Below are 17,417 nucleotides of genomic sequence, written 5' to 3' on the forward strand. Positions count from 1 at the left end.
CCGCGCTTGTCGCGGCGTTTTTTTTATTCGGCCAGCGCGCCGTTCGAGCCGCCCAGCTGGCAGCTCCCCGCACGGCACTGCGCCCCCGGGTCCATCAGGAAGCGGCAATCGCTCGCCAGGCCGCTGGCCTGGTTCTCCGCCTCACGCTCCTTGCGGTAGCGCTCCGCCAGCGCGTTGGCCTTTTCGGTGCTGGTGCGGGCAGTCGAATACGCCAGATACGATTCCGGCCCGCCGCAGGACTTGGCGCCCACCGGCACCGTCTTGCATTGCTGGCTGGTGGTGCACGCAAGCTCGCGCCCGATCGCGCGCAATTCGGCCAGCTTTTTTGATTCGCCAGGCGTGGCATGGCTGCAGGCGCTGGCTGCCAGGCAAGCCAGCAGGAGGACAATTCGATTCATCGCAATGCTCCAGGAAGGGTTGGCGCCATCATCGCGCCGCCGCGCGCGCCGGTCAACCGTGCTGCTGGACGGCGCTGCGAGCCACGGCGTGGGCGCGGTTGTTGACGCCCAGTTGGCGGTACAGGCGTTGCAAGTGGTTTTTCACGGTCAGCGCGCTGATGCCCAGCAGGCAGCCGATTTCCTCGTTGCTCTTGCCTTCGCGCAGCCATTGCAGGATTTCGGCCTGGCGCGGCGATACCCGCGGCGCCGGGGCCGGCGCTGGCAGCGAAGTGGCGATGCGCTGTTGCGCCAGGTGCAGGTAAGGCAGCAGCAGTTGCAGTAGCCAGCTTTCGCGAAAGCCGGCCTCGCCGGGCAGGCCCAGCAGCACGAAGGCGCTGCCGCCGACGGCCAGCGGGCCGCTGCCATGCATCAGGCCATGGCCCATGGCGCCGGCTTGCAGCGGCAGCGGCTGCATGCCGCCCAGCAGCCACTGGCGCAGCCAGGCCGGCGCCGGGCCCTGGACCGGATCGCACAGCAACGCGCGTTCGGACGGCGCCAGCACCGTGCTGTGCACACAGTCCACCTTGCGCGCCCGGCCCTGCTCGTCGAGCTGGAGGCACAGCAACACGCCATGTGGCAACAGCGTTTGCAGCGCCCCCTGCGTCCACAGGAAAAGCTCGCGCTGGGTGGCGATGCCATGCGCGCCGTCGATGGCATGCAGCAGGTATTCCTGTTGGCGGGCGTCAGGACTCAGCATTGGGCCGTGGCTTCGGCATGGAAGCGGTAACCGCTGCCGCGCACCGTCTGGATCGCATCGTGCAGGCCGCTTGGCTGCAGCGCGTGGCGCAGCCGGCCCACATGGGCATCGACCGTGCGCTCATCGAGGTAGACGTGGCTGCCCCACACCTGGTCCAGCAATTGCGCGCGGCTGTGCACGCGGCCCGGGTGGTGCATCAGGTAGTTCAACAGGCGGAACTCCACCCGCCCCAGGTTCAACTGGCGGTCGCCCGCCGTCACGCTCAGGGTGTGCGGGTCCAGACGCAAGCCGGCCACCTGCAGCGCGCCCGGCATGCCGGCGGGACGCCGGCGCCGCAGCACTGCATGCAGCCGTGCAATGGTTTCCCGCGGGCCGAAAGGCTTGCAGATGAAATCGTCGGCGCCGCTCTCCAGCGCCAGCACCTTGTCCTGCTCGGCGCAGCGCGCACTCAGCATCAGGAGCGGCAGCTCGCTGGTGCGCAGCGCAGCGCGCCAGTGGCGGATCAGCGACAGGCCGGACTGGCCAGGCAAATCCCACTCCAGCAACACCGCTTCCGGCAAGCTTCCTTGCAGCGCCGCCAGTGCCGTCATCGCATCGCCATGGCATTGCACCGCATAGCCCGCCTGCCCCAGGTTATGGGCCAGCAGTTGCTGTACAGCAGGGTCGCTGTCGATGACGAGAATCTTGAAGGACATGGCAAAAAACGCTGGTCGTTATGCGGAAAACTATGAATCATGCCAAGTCCTGCACACTAATACAATTTTAATTAAGTATTAATATTTTGCCGAAATAAATCACCGCTCTCACTCTGTGCCTAACAAATGAAAAGGCACCCGGGGAGCCGAAACTCCCGGGGTGCCTGTGGCGTTTGTGCAACCGCGCTGCTTAGGCGCGGCGGCGGCGGGCGCAGGCCAGCATCAGCAAGCCGACTGCTGCCAGCGCCAGCGAAGCCGGCTCCGGCACGGCGGCCGGGGTGCCGACGCTCGCCACCGCATCGTTGATGCTGAGGATTTGCAGGTCGGGGCTGCCGTCCGCTGCGGCGACAAACATCAGGTCCAGGATCTTGCCCTTGATCGGGTTCAGGTCGATGTCATACGCCACCACGCCGAAATTGGAGTTCAGCAGCGCCGAAGCATCACCGGAAATCGTCAGCATGAAACTGAACACGCCGCCGAACGCACCCTGGTACAGCACGTCATTCAGGTTGCTCGAATTCAGCATGGCAAAGCCGCCCGGCACGGCAGCAGCATCGCCCCATGGCGAAAAATTGGCCGGATCCATGTCGAAGCCGTGCAGTTGCGACATGGTCGCGGTGGCAGCAGGCGCACCGTCCACGCCGTTGAAGGTGAAGTCCAGGTAGCCTGGGCGGCCGGCGCCATAAATGGCGGTATCGATGGTCACCAGGCGCATGACGTCGGCCATGGCATGGCTGCTGGCGCCAAATGCCAGCAGCAGCGCCAGGGTGCGCAGGAAACGGGTAACGAATGTGTTTTGCATGGTTGCTGTCCTTAGAAGCTGCCGTTGTAGACTTTTGGCGTGTAGTTGACGGCCACACGGCTCGGATTATTGAATTGCAGTTGAACGGTTGCCTGCGCACCGGCAGCCAGCGAAGGCGCAGCGGTGATGCAAGGCATGCCGTTCACATAGCCGGTAGCGTTGGCCAGGGTCACACCGGCCGGCAGCCCTTGCAGCACATACTGCACCGGTGCAGCCATGTCGGCGCCGCTGGTATTGGTCAGCCATGCAGTGGCCGTGCCGACGCTGCTGAAGCGGCCCTGCACCAGGCCGGAGCGCTGGATCTGCACGCTGGACGTCACATCCACATACGATGGCGCCAGGTTCAGGCTGATCACCACCGGGTCGTGGTCGGAAGCGCGGTAAGGCAAGGCGTTGTACAGGGCCTGGGCAGCGGTGTTCTTGCCATCCAGGTTATAGTCCAGCACTTCAGGCTCGTCGGCATTGATATGCCACTCCATGGCGCCAGCCACTTGCGAGCTCATGGCAGCGCTGGCCAGCGCGTGGTCCAGGTAGCCGCTCTCGCCGCCAAACACATAGGAGTGCGGCATGCCGTTCGGACGCACGAAGCGTTCGAGCTGGTTCTCGAAACGCAGCTGGCGCTCGGCAGCGGTCAGGTACATGATCGGGTCTTCCATGCCGTAGGAATTGAAGTCGCCGATCAGCAGCACGTCAGGATCGCCGGCTGCGGCCACGACTTGCGGCACGAAGCTATCCGCCAGTTGCTGCGCCTGCGCCACGCGGTCCGCGTTGTAGCAGCTCTGGCCGTCACCCTGGTCGGTGTTGGCGCCGGTGGCGCCGTTGCAGCGCTTGGACTTCAGGTGGTTGACGATCACGCTGAACTTCGCGCCGTTGTTGGCCTTGAAGGTCTGCGCCATTGGCGGACGGTCGTTGACGGCAGCCGCATCGGACAGCGCACCGCCAACCAGCGCCACCTTCGACGGCTTGTAAATCATCGCCACGCGGATCGCATCGGTGCCGGTTGCGGCTGGCTTCGGAACGTAGGCGTATTCCACTTTGCCGTAAGCGGCGTTCAGGCTGTCGACCAGGTAGCCGGCGGCATAGTCGCCGTTGTTCTGGATTTCCATCAGGCCCACCACGTCGGCGTCGATCGCCTTCAGTTCCGCCACGATCTTGTCGCGCTGGCGCACGAACTCGGTCATATTGTCGGCGCCGCGGCAATTGGCCTTGCTGGTGCCGCTGCCCAGAGTGCAGCCCTGGCCGATCTGGCCCAGCACGTCGGTGCCATCCATGAAGGTGGTGAAGAAGTTCAGCACGTTGGCGCTGGCCACCTTCAGGTTGCCGGCCACGGCCTCCGGTACCGGGGTGCGCGGATTATCGCGCGAGAAGACCGGGGCTTCGGTCGGCTGCAGCTTGAAGCCCGCACCGCCACTGCCCAGCGCGCCGAAATCGATCACGCCCGTCAGGCCGCTGACGGTGTAGCCGGACCGCACGGTGCCATCCTGGTCCAGGTAAGGCACGGTAGCCGGCGTCACGAACAGGCCGTCGTCCAGGGTGATCATATTGGCGGCGTTTTGCGCAGCCAGTGCCACCGCGTCGGCGCTGCGTGCCGGATAGCGGTTGGTCGGGATCTCGCGGCGGCCGACGGACAGCGTCAGCTCGCCGCGGCTGCCCAGCGACTCGGTGGCATTGACGGTCAGCGCGCCAGGGAAGCGCACCAGCATCCCTTCCACATTGGCCAGGTTGGTGCCAGGAAGGTCGATATTGCTTGGCGCAATGCTGTTGCCGGTGCTCTGGGTGACGATGCTGGTCACGGTCGACAGCTCGGTATAGGAGCGCGTAGCGCCGCCAGGCTTGTACTCGGTCACGGTGCCGCTCACGCGCACCAGGTCGCCCAGGTTCACGGCAGCCGCGGTAGCCCCCATGTAGACGAACATGCCGTCGGACGTATTCGGATCGCCGTCGCCGGCCGCATCCTGGATGAAGAAGCCGCTACCAACCTTGGCAGTCACCACGCCTTCAGTGGTCAGCTTGGCGCCGTTGAACGGGCTGCTCGCGCCCGATCCTTGAATCTGCGGGACACGCACCACGGCGCCTGCGCCGATTTCCACGGTCACGCTGACCGTGCAGCTGGCGTCCTGCCCCTGGTCGTTGCTGAACTTGACGGCGACCGGATAAGTGCCTGCAGCCACCGATGGCGAGGCGACCAGCGGCACACTGGCGCTGCCGCCGATATCCGCAGCCGGCGTCAGGCTGCCCAGGTTCAGGCCCGATACGGCGCCGGAGATGATGACCGCGCCGTTGACGATGCCGTCGGCGTCCGAGGCCGACAGCGCGATGCTGCCGCCTGCGCCGAAATTCAGCTTGGCAGTGGCCGGGCATACCGGCACGATAGGCTGCGGCACTGGCCCGCTGTTGCACATATTGGCCGGCGAGGCGGCAGTGCGGAACTGAGGGGCGACAGCCGTGAAGTCGGCAGAATTATTATTGGTGTCGGTGCATCCGTTATTAGCGCGCAGCAGGCTGGTGGTCGCGCTCATCGCAGGCGCCGCTGCGGTTTCGGAGAAGTTGGCCGAGCCGTAGCCGACCACGTCCTGGACCGATGCGCTGCTTGGCTGGCCGCCAGTGAGAGCCGTATTATTATTGACCAGCGCCACCTTGCCGGACGCGCCGCTCATGTTCACGCTGCCGCTGTAAAAGTCGGCAGCCACGTCGGCGCCGACGGCGGTATTGCTGCTGGCCAGTTTGACCAGGAAGTATTTGCCGGGATCGATGCTGGTGCCGGCCGGCAGTTCCGCCTTGCCCCAACTGGTGCCGCTGGCGGACGCATACTGGATGGTCCAGCCGCCCACGGCCACCGCGCTGCTGCCGCGGTTGAACAGTTCAACGTAATCGTAGCGCAGGGTAGCGCCGCTGTTGCCGCCCGCGCCGTACATCTGGCTGATCACCACGTCGGCCGCGAACACCGGCTGGCAGGCCAACAGGGCGGCCAGCGCAGTAGCGCGCAAAGGAATGCGTTTATCCATGAAAATGTGTACCCCCAGAATATTTACCAAAAGGAATTTTTTATTGTCCTTTTGCATATTAACTGTTTGATATGACTAATTGGTGACACACGATTAGTCCGAACGGACTAACGGGGGTATGGCCGCGCCAGCGGTTCTCCTATGAACAAGCCCTGTGCCGGCCATGCCACGCTGCGCCAATAGGCTTCGATGGCAGTGGCTCCGCTGAGGTAATGCTGCAACAGGATCTGCGGATGGGGAAATTTCTGCCAATGGTTGCAAGGCTCGCTGACCGTGCCGTAACTGGCGGTGGCGCCGGCCTCCAGCCAGCGCAAGCTGCTCATCTGGCCGCTGCCCAGCAAATCGCCGCCAAACGAAGTCAGGTGGTCGGCCAGTGCGCCGGGCAGGAAGCGCAGCGTTTCCAGCTTGCCGACATGCGCCAGGCCGGTCTGGTAAAACATGACGTCCTGCGCGCCCTCCAGCACGTCTTGCTGCAGCGTATGGATGGTCAGCTTGCGCGCCGGGATGGCGCCACTGGGCGGAAAAAAGCGCGCGCGCGTATTGCGCGTGGCTTCGCTCGTTTGCAGGAAATAGGCGCCGGCCTGCGGCACGCTGAATCCGGCCGCCTTGCCGCGTTCGGCCACTGCACGCGCCACGTCCAGCGGCTCGGCTGGCAACAGCATCGACAAGCGCAGGCCCGGCGGCAGCAGCTTGGCATTGAAATAGGGATTCTTGCGGCCCGGGGCACAACTGCGCTCGCATTGCGCGGCATCGAAGCCTAGCGTATAGGCCGACGTCAGGCTATTGCATTCGACCGCATACGGCGCCGTCCAGGCAAACAGCACGGCGCGCGCGTCCGCGGGAAGCTGGCGGTCGATCTCGTTTTTCAGCTGCGCGAAAGCCTCGGCATCCAGGCGATGCGGCTTGCCGCTAATCCTGACGTGGGCGATATGCGCCGGCGCGATGCCGCGCAACTGCGCATAATAGGCGCCCAGTGCCACGCTGGCTGGATCGGCATCGTTGACGACCAGCCCAAGCTGGGCCGGCTGGAGCTGGGCGCGCGCCCCGGCTGCAAACAGCAGGAGCGCGGCAAAGGCGCAGCGTCTAGCCGCGATGGTAGACATCCTCGAAGCGAACGATATCGTCCTCGCCGAGGTAGCTGCCCGATTGCACTTCGATCAGGTGCAGCGGCAGCTTGCCCGGATTTTCCAGGCGGTGGCTCATGCCGATTGGAATATAGGTCGACTCGTTCTCTGTCAGCAGGGTCACCTTGTCGCCGCAGGTCACGCGTGCGGTGCCCGACACCACCACCCAGTGCTCGGCACGATGATGGTGCATTTGCAGCGACAGCTTGCCGCCCGGGTTGACGATGATGCGCTTGACCTGGAAACGGTCTCCCATGTCGATGCCCTCGTAGGAGCCCCACGGGCGATACACCTTGGTATGGTGCAGATGCTCGGTGCGGCCATTGGCCTTCAGGTGGTCCACCACCTGCTTCACGCGCTGTACATGGTCCTTGTGCGCCACCAGTACGGCATCGGAGGTTTCCACGATCACCAGGTCCTGCACGCCGATCGCCGCCACGATGCGGCCTTCGGCGCGCACCAGGCAGTTCCTGGCGTTATCGGTGTACACATCGCCGCGCGTCACATTGCCATCGCTGTCGGTCTCCAGCACATCCACCAGCGCCGACCAGGAACCAACGTCATTCCAGCCGATTGCCGCCGGCGCCACGACCGCCTGCCTGGTGTGCTCCATCACCGCATAGTCGATGGAATCCGATGGACAGGCCGTGAACGCCGCTTCGTCGAGGCGGCAGAAATCCAGGTCGCGATAGCCCTTGCTCACTGCCTCTTCGCTGAGTCTGGCCATCTCGGGCTGGAATTGCGCCAACTCCTTCGTGTAGGCGTCGGCGCGGAACAGGAACATGCCGCTGTTCCAGAAGAAGTTACCGGCGTCGATAAAGCCCTGGGCAGTCTCGCGGTTTGGCTTCTCGACGAACTTCGCGACCTTGAAGCAGCCATCGGCTTGCAGCGGCTCACCGCTCTGGATATAGCCATAGCCGGTTTCCGGCGCCGTCGGCACGATGCCGAAGGTGGCCAGGGCCCCACCCTCTACCTGGGTGGCCGCGCGCTGGATCGCGGCGTAAAAAGAGTCCACGTCCTTGATCACATGGTCGGCCGGCAGCACCAGCATCACCGCTTGCGGGTCGATCGCTTTCAGGTAATGGGCGGCGGCGGCTACGGCCGGCGCGGTATTGCGGCCCACCGGCTCCAGCAGGATACCAAGCGGGGACACGGCGATTTCGCGCATCTGTTCCGCCACCAGGAAGCGGTGTTCGTTGCCGCACACGATCAGCGGCGCCATCATGCCGTTGCGGCCGCCCAGGCGCAGCACGGTTTCCTGCAACATCGTCTTGTCCGACACCAGTGGCAGCAACTGCTTTGGCAATGCTGCACGGGACAGTGGCCACAGCCGGGTACCGGCGCCGCCGGACAGGATGACGGGATAAATGTTCATATTAAAGTTGTCTCTTTGGCAACATTGTGCGCGGCACGCCGGGTCGCGCGGCGGTCCCGCGCATTAGCCCATCCGCCGCCTTCTGCTTGCGAAATATGCCGCATTTCGCCAGCGCGGTCGACACTATACTCTTTGAACACGATTAATTCGTCGAGCGTAACGTCTGGTAAGACTCGAGTATATTCGAACAACACGCTGCGCACTACCCTTGCGCCACTGCGAATGTGGCTGCCGTGCCCTATCCAGGTCGGCCCGATGATGGTGGCCCCGGCCTCGATGCGGCAACCGGAGCCGATATACACCGGCCCGACGATGCGCGTGCCGTCCCAATCGATGCTGGTATTCAGGCCGACCCACACGCCCTCCTCCACCTGCACGCCCGGCACCGTCATGTGCGCCACGCCGCCGGTCAGCACTCCTTGCAGCACTTCCCAGTAGTCCTTGACGCTGCCGATATCGATCCAGTCGAACTTGCGCGTCTGGCAGTAGAACGGCAAGCCACGCTGCGCCAGCAGGGGGAATAATTCGGAGCCGATGTCGAATTCCCGGCCGGAAGGAATCAGATCGATCACCTCCGGTTCGAACAGGTAGATGCCGGTACTGGCGCAATTCGACTTGGCCTGCGCGCGCGACGGCTTTTCCTGGAATTCGAGCACCCGGCCATCGCCGTCGCTGACCACCACGCCATAGCTGCTCACCTTCTCCCACGGAACTTCGCGCGTGATGACGGTGGCCAGCGCGCCCTTGCGCCGATGTTCGTACAGCGCCGATTTCAGATCCAGGTCGATCAGCGCATCGCCGCACAGCACCACCACGGTCTCATCGAAGAAGCCGCCGAACTCCTGGATCTTCTTGATGCCCCCGGCCGAACCGATAGGCTGCGGCACCACCTCGCCCTGGTCGTTGGTATAGCCTTCGAAGGAATAGCCGATCTGCACGCCGAACTGGTGGCCTTCGCCGAAGTATTCCTCGATCTTCTCGTGCAGGTAGCTGACATTGACCATGATCTCGCTGACGCCGTGCCGCTGCAGGTGCTCAACGAGATAGGCCATCACGGGTTTGCCGAGGATCGGGATCATCGGCTTGGGCAGTTCATAGGTCAAAGGGCGCACCCGCGTGCCCTTGCCGGCCGCCAGAATCATCGCTTTCATGGCTTGTCCTCTTCTAGTATCAGCTCGGGGGCGGAGTACAGGCGTTCATAAGCTGCCAGCAGCTTGGGCGCCTCGTACTCCCATTCGAGTTCATTGACCACGCGGTTGCGCCCATAAGTACCCATGCGGGCGCGCCGCTCCGGATCGTCCAGCAATTCAACGATTTTTACCGCCATGTCGACCGGGTCATTCTTTGCCGCGTACAACGAAGCTTCCTGTGCCGAGACCCGCCCCTCGGTCAGGTCGAACTGCACAATCGGCTTGCCCAGCGCCATGTACTCCATGATCTTGTTCATGGTGGACTTGTCGTTCATTTCATTCGCAACGTCGGGGTTCACGCAAACGTCGGCCGTATTCAGCATTTCCAGCAACTGCTGGTCGGGCACGCGTCCAGTGAACGTCACGTAATCCTCCACGCCCAGCTCGCGCGCCAGCGACTTCATCTCCTCCAGCGAAGTGCCGCCGCCCACCAGGCCGAAATGCACGTCGCGCCGTCCCATCTCGTGCACCACCACGCGCACACTTTGCAGCAGCAGGTCGATGCCTTCCTGCGCACCCATCACGCCGACATAACCGACCAGGAAACGCCGGCCCTGCTTCAGCGCTTCCACCGGCGGCAGCATGCGCAACCGGTCCAGCTTTGGCCCGCTGCGCACGACATACACCTTGTCCGGGTCCATGCCCCCTCTTCCGACGGCGATACGCTTGTACGAATCGTTGGTGGCAATCGACACGTCGGCGGTGCGGAACGAAAGCCGTTCCAGCCACACCATCAGCTTGTAGAAGAAGTCGCGCCGTCCGAACTTGGCTTCGTAAAGTTCCGGGTTGATGTCGTGATGGTCGAACAGGAAACGCTTGCCCAGCACGTACTTGAAAAAGCCGCCAACCAGAAACAGCAGGTCGGGCGGATTGCAGGCATGGATCACGTCGAAGCCATGGCGGAACAGCACCCTCCACGCCAGGCGCGAGCTATGGAACAGCGCCGCCGAATATTCGATGGCATAGCCCAGCGCTCCCTCGGCCTCCATCGGCAGCTTGTAGCGATAGATATGGATGCCATCGAGCTCCTCGTAACGCGCCTCATAGCCCTTGCCTGTCGGGCAGATGATCGCTACCTGGTAGCCGTTGGCATGCAGGGTCGTCGCCTCCTGCCATACCCGCCGGTCAAACGGCGATGGCAGGTTTTCGACGATGATGAGGACACGGCGTTGCTCTATGCGGTTACCAGCAGATGCCATCGTATGCCCCTTCGCTCTGCTTGCCGGAGACGCGCACCAAGTCAACCAGGTGTTGTCCGGGCCGCAGCCGGTCAGGCACGGAATGGAATTCCGGTTCGCCATTGCCGATCACCACCGTGTCCGCAAAGGCCAGCACCGCATCCATCGAGTCCACCATCAGCCGCGAGATGTGGGGAATGATATTCATGATGTAGTCCTGGTTGGCGCCGGTCAGCGCAGCCAGCTTCACATTCTTGTCGTACAGGCGCAGGTCGTAGCCTTTGCCGATCAGGTGTTCGATCACGTCCACCAGCGGCGATTCGCGCAAGTCGTCGGTGCCGGCCTTGAAGGAGAAGCCAAGGATGCCGACTTTCTTGCCCGGTTTTTCCATCACCATCTTCAAGCCCTTTTCCACCTGCTTGTGGTTGGAAGGCAGGATGGCATTCAGCAGCGGCAGTTCCAGGTCGAGCTGGCGCGCCTTGTAGATCAGCGCGCGCACATCCTTCGGCAGGCAGGAGCCGCCAAAAGCAAAGCCGGGCTTCATGTAATAAGGCGAGAGATTCAGCTTGGTATCCTTGCAGAAGATCTCCATCACCTCGTGCCCGTCGATGCCGACCGCCTTGCAGATATTCCCGATCTCGTTGGCGAAATCGACCTTCAAGGCGTGCCAGGTATTGTCGGTGTACTTCACCATCTCCGCGGTCTCGACATCGGTACGCACCACCGGCGCATCCATGCCGGCATACAGTTGCAGCAGCAGTTCCCCGGAGCGCTCGTCGGTCTCGCCGATCACCGTCTTGGGCGGATGGTGGTAGTCATGCACCGCCGTGCCTTCACGCAGGAATTCGGGATTGCTGCAAACGCCAAAATCGATGCCCGCACGTTTTCCGGACGCCTCCTCCAGCGTCGGAATCACCAGCGAACGCATGGAGCCCGGCAGCATCGTGCTGCGCGCCACCACCACATGGAAACTCTCCTTCTCGCGCAAAGTATGGCCGATCTGCTCGCACACCTTGCGCACCGCGCTCAAATCAAGGTTGCCGTTCAATTGCGATGGCGTGCCGACGCACACCAGCGAGATCTCGCTCGACATCACCGCATCGCGCACGCTGTCGGTGGCGCGCAAGCGGCCATCGCGCACCGCGCCGGCAATCATCTCGCCGATATCCTTTTCGATGATCGGCGTGCGTCCCTCGTTGATCAGGCCAACCTTGGTGCGGTTCGGATCCACCCCAATCACCGTATGGCCTTCTGCCGCCAGGCAGCCTGCCGAAACTGCACCTACGTAGCCCATGCCAAAGATACTGATCTTCACGATGACGCTCCTTCTAGTAAGGTAATTTCGGTCACAATCGTACTGGTGCCGCGTATCGTTCCGCGCCACGCTGCTGTTGTGATCCCGGATTTGCAGTCAAAGCTGCGCGAGATCCATCCCGCGATTGGCGCCGTGCTGGCGCAATGGAGTTGCGGCCCACTCCCGAAATGGCATGACATGTGCAAACCCTTATCCCGCTTGGCGATATTCAAAGCTTGCCCAACCGTTTCGGCATGGCAGCCTTCTGCAAAATGCCAGTGCAGGGCTACCTCGTGCTCGCCAAAACATTCTAGGTTATCTTCAACAATGACCGCGTTCCGTTTGGAATCGAAACGAATGATGCGCCGATGCATGACAGGATCGCGCAAGCGCATATAACCGTCTTGTTTTCCCTCAAAGAAATGAGTCGCGTCGTGCGACAACGCCACGGCATTGGCCTTGTGCAGCCACATGAAGTTGCCGCCAATTTCCGACTGGTCCAATCCATCCACCTGCACCGTATTGTGCGCGGCCGTGCTGCGAAAGTAATTGCGCCACTGGCGATGCGTGTGGTAGGCATAGGTTCCGGGATCGATCAGCATTTCATGTCCGCCCATGGAGAGCGTGAAAGCCAGCGCATCGGCATGTCCGTGCGCCGCCAGCGAGAGATAGCCCAGGGCGCCGCAATCGACCACGATACGCACTTCCTGCGCTGTTCCAAAGTCTTTTCCAAGCAGGTAGTAGCCCCCTTGCGGGAACGCGATGCGTGGCGCTTCCCTTGCGTCGGCCGCAGGCGCCGGCAATGCAGCCCAACGCGCCTCCGCATCGGCGAACAGCCAGCGGTTGCGCTCATCCAGAACGCCAGCCTTGGCCTTGAAGTCGGCACGTTCGAACAACAACGCCGCGCTGGCAAGCAGGGAGCGATACGGTGCAACTGCGGATGCGTCGAGCCGCAGCATGCGGGCATCATCCGCATCGCCGATCATCGGCACATTGCCGCCAACGTCCATGATTGCCGCGAGGAATTCAGCCATGCGTTCCAGGCGGGCCAGCCATTCGGCCGGGAAGCTGCCGCCGTTGGCGCGCGCCGCGAGCTGGCATAGCAGCATCATGTCCATCACCTCGTGGTGGTAATAGATGGCCTGCTCCTTGTTGACGCCATCTTCCCAGTTCTGCTGCAAGCCCTGCTCGACCAGCCCGCGCTCCGCCATGGCGCGCCAGCGCGCGCTTTCGGGCCAGCATGGCCATTGCATGCTCGCGATGTACAAGCCCATATACTCGCCCAGCAAATGGTTGTTGGCCGAAGAATGGCGAGACAGGTGATGGCTGATGAAGTGGCAGTGCTTGTAGACTGCATTCAGCCAGCGATGACGCCAGTCGTCATCAAGACTGCCGGCCAGCAGCTGCCAGGCAGCCGACCAGTTCAGCAAGCGCACGCCCAGTTCCAGCGAACTGGCCCAGTGCACGCCTTGCGGATAGGGACATTGATCAAGCCAGGAAATCAGCAGCGTGCGTGCGCCATCACGATATTTCCGGTCGCCGGTGCAGCGCCAGGCTTGCGCCAGCGTCACCAGTTCGAGATGGCGGCTCGGCTCCCACAGGTACTTGATATCGCCCACCAGCGACGCATCGCGGTAGTCGATAGACGGTCCAGGCGCCATCGGCGCCGTGGTACCAGTGCGCGGATCGCGGTTCCATTGGGGTGGAAAGCCGAGCGGCGCGCCTTCCAGTGCGAACACGTTCCAGCGCCCTGCCAGCAGGGAATCGGCTGCCATGCAAAGCGCCGCGGAATCCGCTTCCGCTGGCGCAGCGAGGAAGGCAGCGCCAAAGCGGTCGAGCGCCGGCACCGGTGGATAGCTCGCCAGCCCAAGTCCCATTGCGGCGGCTTTACGGCGCGCGAGCTGGTGCACGCGCCACACAACTTCGGCAGGCCCCATCAGTTTGAGGCGGTTGATTTTCCAGGCCAGTGCAGTCATTGCGGAAAAAATCCCAGTTCGCGATACAGCCGCTCAACCCGCGGCAATACGGCATCGCTGCTGAAGGTGGCTTCCACCTTGCGCCGCGCTGCCTCCCCCATGCGCCGTGCCAGCGCATCGTCTTCCAGCAACTGTGCCAGCCGCGCCGACAGCGCGTCGACATCGCCCGGCGCCACGAGGAATCCTTCCACCCCATCGGACACCGCCTCCGGAATCCCGCCGACCGGCGTAGCCAGCACCGGCAAACCTGCCGCCATCGCTTCCAGCACGCTCATTGGCAAGCCCTCGTTATAAGAAGGCAGCGCGTACAGGGACGCCAGCGCCAGTTGCTGCTGCCGGCTTTCCGTCCCAACCCAGCCGAGCAGGTTGAGCTGGCTGGCAATGCCGAGTTGCGCCGCGCGTTCGCGCACGCCATCGAGTTCACCGTCCCCGCCCAGCCGCAACTCCAGTGCCGACACCTGCGGCGCCACGCGCGCCGCCGCCTGCAGCAGGTCGTAACTTCCCTTGCGCCGGCCCAGGCGCCCCAGCGACAGCACCGCGCCACGCCGCCGCAGTTCCCAGGAACTGGCCGCCGGCAGTAGCACCGGGTTATAGATCGCTTCCACATGCGGGTTGCGCGACATGCCCTCCACCCAGCACCGCCAAGCCTCCGACAGCACCACCACGCGCGTACTGCGGTCGAAAACAAAGCGCACGAAGCGTTTGCGCCAGCGGCCGCATTCCTCGCCGTAGAACATCGCAAACTCGGCCCCGTGCAGGTGCAGGATCGCCGGCACGCGCGCCGCGAAAGCCAGCATGAAGAAGCCCGACTTGCGCCAGAAGCTCGCGCGCGATGCGACATGCACGTGAACCAGCCCGACCTGCCCGCGCAACAGCATGCCGGCAAACACCGCGTAAGCCGCCAGCATCACGCGCAGCTTGCGCCACCGGCTGCCATCGCAGTGCGTGGCCAGGTAGCGCACGCCGAAGCGGCGCAACATGCCCGCCTGCTGATACACCTTCACCACGGAAGCGATGCCGCCCATGGTGTCCATCCCGGTCCCGAGCATCACGATGGTTTTCATGTGCGGCGCCCGTCCCGCCATTCATTAACGACCCAGCGGAACTTTCCCGCCTCCGTATTCGGCAAATCGCCGCGCAGTACCACCCTCACCTGCACCGTCGCATCGACCAGGTGGCGGATGTTGTGCAGCAGCTTGTCCTGGTCCTCCTGCGAGAACCTGGCATCGGGCACCAGCCGCAATTCCCACAAGCCTGGCCCGACCTGCGCCACTTGCGACTTGCGCACGTTCTCCACGCCCTTGAAGGCAAAGGTCAATACGGAAGGACTGACTTCCGAGCCGTCGCCGCCGGTGATGCGGTCTTCCAGCTTGCCGGTGACCGGCTCGATCATCGGGAACGGCCGGCCGCACAGGCAATGCCCATGCTTCCAGCGCGTGCGGTCGCTCAGCCGATAGCGCACCAGCGGCATCGCCAGGTTGTGCAAGGTCGTGCCCACCACATGGCCGTAGCCATCAGTCGGTTCGCCATGATCGTCGAGGATTTCGACGTGCGAATAGTCCGGGTTCACATGCATCGATCCGTATTCGCACTGCGTGGCAAAGGCCACCCGCTCCGCCATGCCGTACATGTCCATGACTTTCCCGGCCAGGCGCTCGCGGATCAATTCCTGCTGGTGCGGGTACAAGGGTTCGGACGCCGTGAACAGGAATGGCACGCTCAATGTCATGCCGCGCCGCTCCAGTTGCTGCGCCAGCGTATAGGCAGTGGACGGGTAAGCCTGCATCATGGCCGGCGCGTATTCGCGCAGCTTGTCGATGATGGGGTCGATGCAATGGTCGGTCAGGTGGCGCGATGAGAGCAGCAGTTGCCGGTTGTAGCGGTTTTCGAACCAGAATGGCGGGCGCTGCTGCTCCAGCCCTGCCACCATATCGCCGCGCAGCGTGGCGCGCGGCATGCCGTCAACATAGCCGCCCCAGGTCCAGTGGCGCTTGATGAAGGCCTGTTCCATCTGCACCGATTGAAGGCTGCGGATGACCACCAGCGGGGTACCGGTTGTCCCGCTGGTCTTGCCCAGCGCCTGCCATGGGCGCTTGCTGCCATTGTTCGGATACAGCGCCAGCGGATGTTCGAGCAAGGTCGACTTGTCGACAATCGGGAACATTTCGCGCAAAACCTGGCGCGCTTCGACCGGCGAGAAATCGCGTGTGATGTGCGCGTAGTATGGCAGCTTGCCGATCGCCGCCTGCAGGCTGCGGTGCAACAGCCGGTCGCCCAACACCTTCAATGCGTAATCGTCCATCAGCTCGTGCCGCCGCAGGCGCTGCACCAGGCGCTGGCTCAGCGCATTGTCGCGCACCAGCGCGCGGCCGCCGTACAGGAACTCTTTACGCAATTCGGCCAGCATGATCGCCTCCTACCAGGTTCTGATAGCGTTGCGCCACCGCCTCGCCCAGCACACGGTAGCTACGCGCTGCTTCGATGTATGCCGGCCCAGCCGCGGCCCGCTCACGCGCCGCTTGCGGGTCGCGCAAAATGGCCAGCAAGCCTTCTGCCATTGCCTGCGGCGTGCTTGCCGCCAGCCAGCCCGCGCCGCTTGCGGCAAGTACCGCCTCCTGGTCCGGGATGTCGTTGCCAACGCATGGCATGCCCAGTGCCAGGTACTCCAGCAGCTTGGTCGGCGAGCTGACGTCATACAATGCGCCGCGCGGCACATACGATATGGCGGCTTGGGCCCCAAGCAGGTATTCCCAGGCTTGCGCTGGCGGCAGCCAGCCGGTAACCTGCACCGCATCTTCCAGTCCGCGTTCACGCCCAGCGGCGAGCAGCTGCGGCACATCGCCCTGCTGCGGCGAACTGCCGATCAGCAGCAGGCTGGCATCCGGCAGCTCGCGCCGCACCAGCACCAGTGCATCCAGCACGCGTTCCAGGCAGCGTGCCCGGTCCAGCGTGCCGAGATAGGCCACTACCGGCCGCCCTTCCCAGCCCTGCCAGGGCCGCGCCAGCGGCCGCGCTTCCGGCCTTGCCAGCGCTTCCATGTCGACGCCCATCGGCACCGCGCAGATGCGCCCCGCAGGCACGCCCTGCCGCACTACCAGGCTCGCCATCGCTTCGCTCTGCACGAACACGTGATCGACGCGCGGCAGCAACACCCGGTACAGCAGCCAGCGCTCAGCGAGTCCTTTAGCCAGCACCAGGCCCGCCCGCAAGCGGCGCAGGTGGCGCTGGCCCTGCAGCCGCGCCAACTCATCCCGGGCCCGCTCGATGCGTCCTTCGCTCATCAGGTAAGACAGCCAATACGTCATCGGCAATCCCTTCATGCGCGCCACCAGCAAAGCCAGCAAGCCAATGCTGACCATGTCGCGCACTTGCACGGCATCGTGGCTATGGCGGTTGGCGCCGAACAAGGCGCGCAGGCAGAGCCAGAGAAAAGACAGCTCCGCTTTCCAGCGCGCACCGGCGCTTGCCCGCCGTGAAGAAGCGAAGCCCTGGTTATCGGCTGGTGCCGCACTGCCTTTGCCGACCAGGTGGCATTGCACGCCATGGCGCGGCAGGTATTTTCCAAAAAGGGTCGCTACGTCGGCGCGAAAAGTCGGCAAGGGTTCCGGCACGAGCTGCAAAATGCGTACTGGGCGAGCCATGCT

Annotated in this window: 14 protein-coding genes; all 14 read right to left on the minus strand. The window is 63.7% G+C overall.

The genetic code is table 11. The features are described 5' to 3' along the window. Nucleotides 1–23: 23 nt before the first annotated feature. Nucleotides 24–398: a hypothetical protein gene (locus ASD58_RS06200; protein WP_057260226.1), complete on the minus strand. Its 375-nt coding sequence runs from the start codon at nucleotides 396–398 to the stop codon at nucleotides 24–26. A gap of 52 nt (nucleotides 399–450) precedes the next feature. Continuing rightward, a complete protein-coding gene (locus ASD58_RS06205; RefSeq protein ID WP_057260227.1) occupies nucleotides 451–1,134 on the minus strand; it encodes a LuxR C-terminal-related transcriptional regulator in 684 nt (227 codons plus the stop codon). Continuing rightward, the gene (locus ASD58_RS06210) at nucleotides 1,128–1,829 is read right to left on the minus strand and encodes a response regulator transcription factor (protein WP_057260228.1); all 702 of its coding nucleotides are present in this window, start codon (nucleotides 1,827–1,829) and stop codon (nucleotides 1,128–1,130) included. Before ASD58_RS06210 ends, ASD58_RS06205 begins: the two co-directional genes overlap by 7 nt. A gap of 190 nt (nucleotides 1,830–2,019) precedes the next feature. Further along, complete coding sequence (locus ASD58_RS06215) at nucleotides 2,020–2,631, minus strand: NF038129 family PEP-CTERM protein (RefSeq protein ID WP_057260229.1); 612 nt, start codon at nucleotides 2,629–2,631, stop codon at nucleotides 2,020–2,022. An 11-nt stretch (nucleotides 2,632–2,642) separates the two neighbouring features. After that, nucleotides 2,643–5,636 (minus strand): ExeM/NucH family extracellular endonuclease, encoded by a 2,994-nt coding sequence (locus ASD58_RS06220; RefSeq protein ID WP_057260349.1) that lies wholly within the window; start codon nucleotides 5,634–5,636, stop codon nucleotides 2,643–2,645. Nucleotides 5,637–5,743: 107 nt separating this feature from the next. Then, the gene (locus ASD58_RS06225) at nucleotides 5,744–6,739 is read right to left on the minus strand and encodes a TIGR03790 family protein (RefSeq protein ID WP_057260230.1); all 996 of its coding nucleotides are present in this window, start codon (nucleotides 6,737–6,739) and stop codon (nucleotides 5,744–5,746) included. Continuing rightward, the gene (locus ASD58_RS06230) at nucleotides 6,720–8,135 is read right to left on the minus strand and encodes a mannose-1-phosphate guanylyltransferase/mannose-6-phosphate isomerase (RefSeq protein WP_057260231.1); all 1,416 of its coding nucleotides are present in this window, start codon (nucleotides 8,133–8,135) and stop codon (nucleotides 6,720–6,722) included. Before ASD58_RS06230 ends, ASD58_RS06225 begins: the two co-directional genes overlap by 20 nt. Then, a complete protein-coding gene (locus tag ASD58_RS06235) occupies nucleotides 8,132–9,286 on the minus strand; it encodes a sugar phosphate nucleotidyltransferase (RefSeq protein WP_057260232.1) in 1,155 nt (384 codons plus the stop codon). The genes ASD58_RS06230 and ASD58_RS06235 overlap by 4 nt, the downstream gene beginning before the upstream one ends. Next, nucleotides 9,283–10,524 (minus strand): glycosyltransferase family 4 protein, encoded by a 1,242-nt coding sequence (locus ASD58_RS06240; protein WP_057260233.1) that lies wholly within the window; start codon nucleotides 10,522–10,524, stop codon nucleotides 9,283–9,285. Before ASD58_RS06240 ends, ASD58_RS06235 begins: the two co-directional genes overlap by 4 nt. Next, entirely contained in the window at nucleotides 10,508–11,818 is a 1,311-nt protein-coding gene (locus tag ASD58_RS06245) for a nucleotide sugar dehydrogenase (protein WP_057260234.1), read from the minus strand. Before ASD58_RS06245 ends, ASD58_RS06240 begins: the two co-directional genes overlap by 17 nt. Continuing rightward, nucleotides 11,815–13,773 (minus strand): alginate lyase family protein, encoded by a 1,959-nt coding sequence (locus tag ASD58_RS06250; RefSeq protein ID WP_057260235.1) that lies wholly within the window; start codon nucleotides 13,771–13,773, stop codon nucleotides 11,815–11,817. The genes ASD58_RS06245 and ASD58_RS06250 overlap by 4 nt, the downstream gene beginning before the upstream one ends. Continuing rightward, nucleotides 13,770–14,837 carry a glycosyltransferase family 4 protein gene (locus tag ASD58_RS32615; protein WP_057260236.1) on the minus strand — a complete coding sequence of 356 codons (1,068 nt, stop codon included), beginning with the start codon at nucleotides 14,835–14,837 and terminating at the stop codon, nucleotides 13,770–13,772. Before ASD58_RS32615 ends, ASD58_RS06250 begins: the two co-directional genes overlap by 4 nt. Then, the gene (locus tag ASD58_RS06260; protein ID WP_057260237.1) at nucleotides 14,834–16,180 is read right to left on the minus strand and encodes a phenylacetate--CoA ligase family protein; all 1,347 of its coding nucleotides are present in this window, start codon (nucleotides 16,178–16,180) and stop codon (nucleotides 14,834–14,836) included. The genes ASD58_RS32615 and ASD58_RS06260 overlap by 4 nt, the downstream gene beginning before the upstream one ends. Beyond that, entirely contained in the window at nucleotides 16,161–17,414 is a 1,254-nt protein-coding gene (locus ASD58_RS06265) for a glycosyltransferase (protein WP_057260238.1), read from the minus strand. Before ASD58_RS06265 ends, ASD58_RS06260 begins: the two co-directional genes overlap by 20 nt. Nucleotides 17,415–17,417: the final 3 nt, after the last annotated feature.

Source organism: Duganella sp. Root1480D1 (genome assembly GCF_001427305.1).
Lineage (GTDB): Bacteria > Pseudomonadota > Gammaproteobacteria > Burkholderiales > Burkholderiaceae_D > Rugamonas.

Coding starts and splice junctions, on each gene's coding strand:
- ASD58_RS32615 (WP_057260236.1), bottom strand. CDS start 14,837: ATGAAAACCATCGTGATGCTCGGGACCGGGATGGACACCATGGGCGGC.
- ASD58_RS06265 (WP_057260238.1), bottom strand. CDS start 17,414: ATGGCTCGCCCAGTACGCATTTTGCAGCTCGTGCCGGAACCCTTGCCG.
- ASD58_RS06240 (WP_057260233.1), bottom strand. CDS start 10,524: ATGGCATCTGCTGGTAACCGCATAGAGCAACGCCGTGTCCTCATCATC.
- ASD58_RS06215 (WP_057260229.1), bottom strand. CDS start 2,631: ATGCAAAACACATTCGTTACCCGTTTCCTGCGCACCCTGGCGCTGCTG.
- ASD58_RS06205 (WP_057260227.1), bottom strand. CDS start 1,134: ATGCTGAGTCCTGACGCCCGCCAACAGGAATACCTGCTGCATGCCATC.
- ASD58_RS06260 (WP_057260237.1), bottom strand. CDS start 16,180: ATGCTGGCCGAATTGCGTAAAGAGTTCCTGTACGGCGGCCGCGCGCTG.
- ASD58_RS06210 (WP_057260228.1), bottom strand. CDS start 1,829: ATGTCCTTCAAGATTCTCGTCATCGACAGCGACCCTGCTGTACAGCAA.
- ASD58_RS06200 (WP_057260226.1), bottom strand. CDS start 398: ATGAATCGAATTGTCCTCCTGCTGGCTTGCCTGGCAGCCAGCGCCTGC.
- ASD58_RS06235 (WP_057260232.1), bottom strand. CDS start 9,286: ATGAAAGCGATGATTCTGGCGGCCGGCAAGGGCACGCGGGTGCGCCCT.
- ASD58_RS06250 (WP_057260235.1), bottom strand. CDS start 13,773: ATGACTGCACTGGCCTGGAAAATCAACCGCCTCAAACTGATGGGGCCT.
- ASD58_RS06225 (WP_057260230.1), bottom strand. CDS start 6,739: ATGTCTACCATCGCGGCTAGACGCTGCGCCTTTGCCGCGCTCCTGCTG.
- ASD58_RS06230 (WP_057260231.1), bottom strand. CDS start 8,135: ATGAACATTTATCCCGTCATCCTGTCCGGCGGCGCCGGTACCCGGCTG.
- ASD58_RS06220 (WP_057260349.1), bottom strand. CDS start 5,636: ATGGATAAACGCATTCCTTTGCGCGCTACTGCGCTGGCCGCCCTGTTG.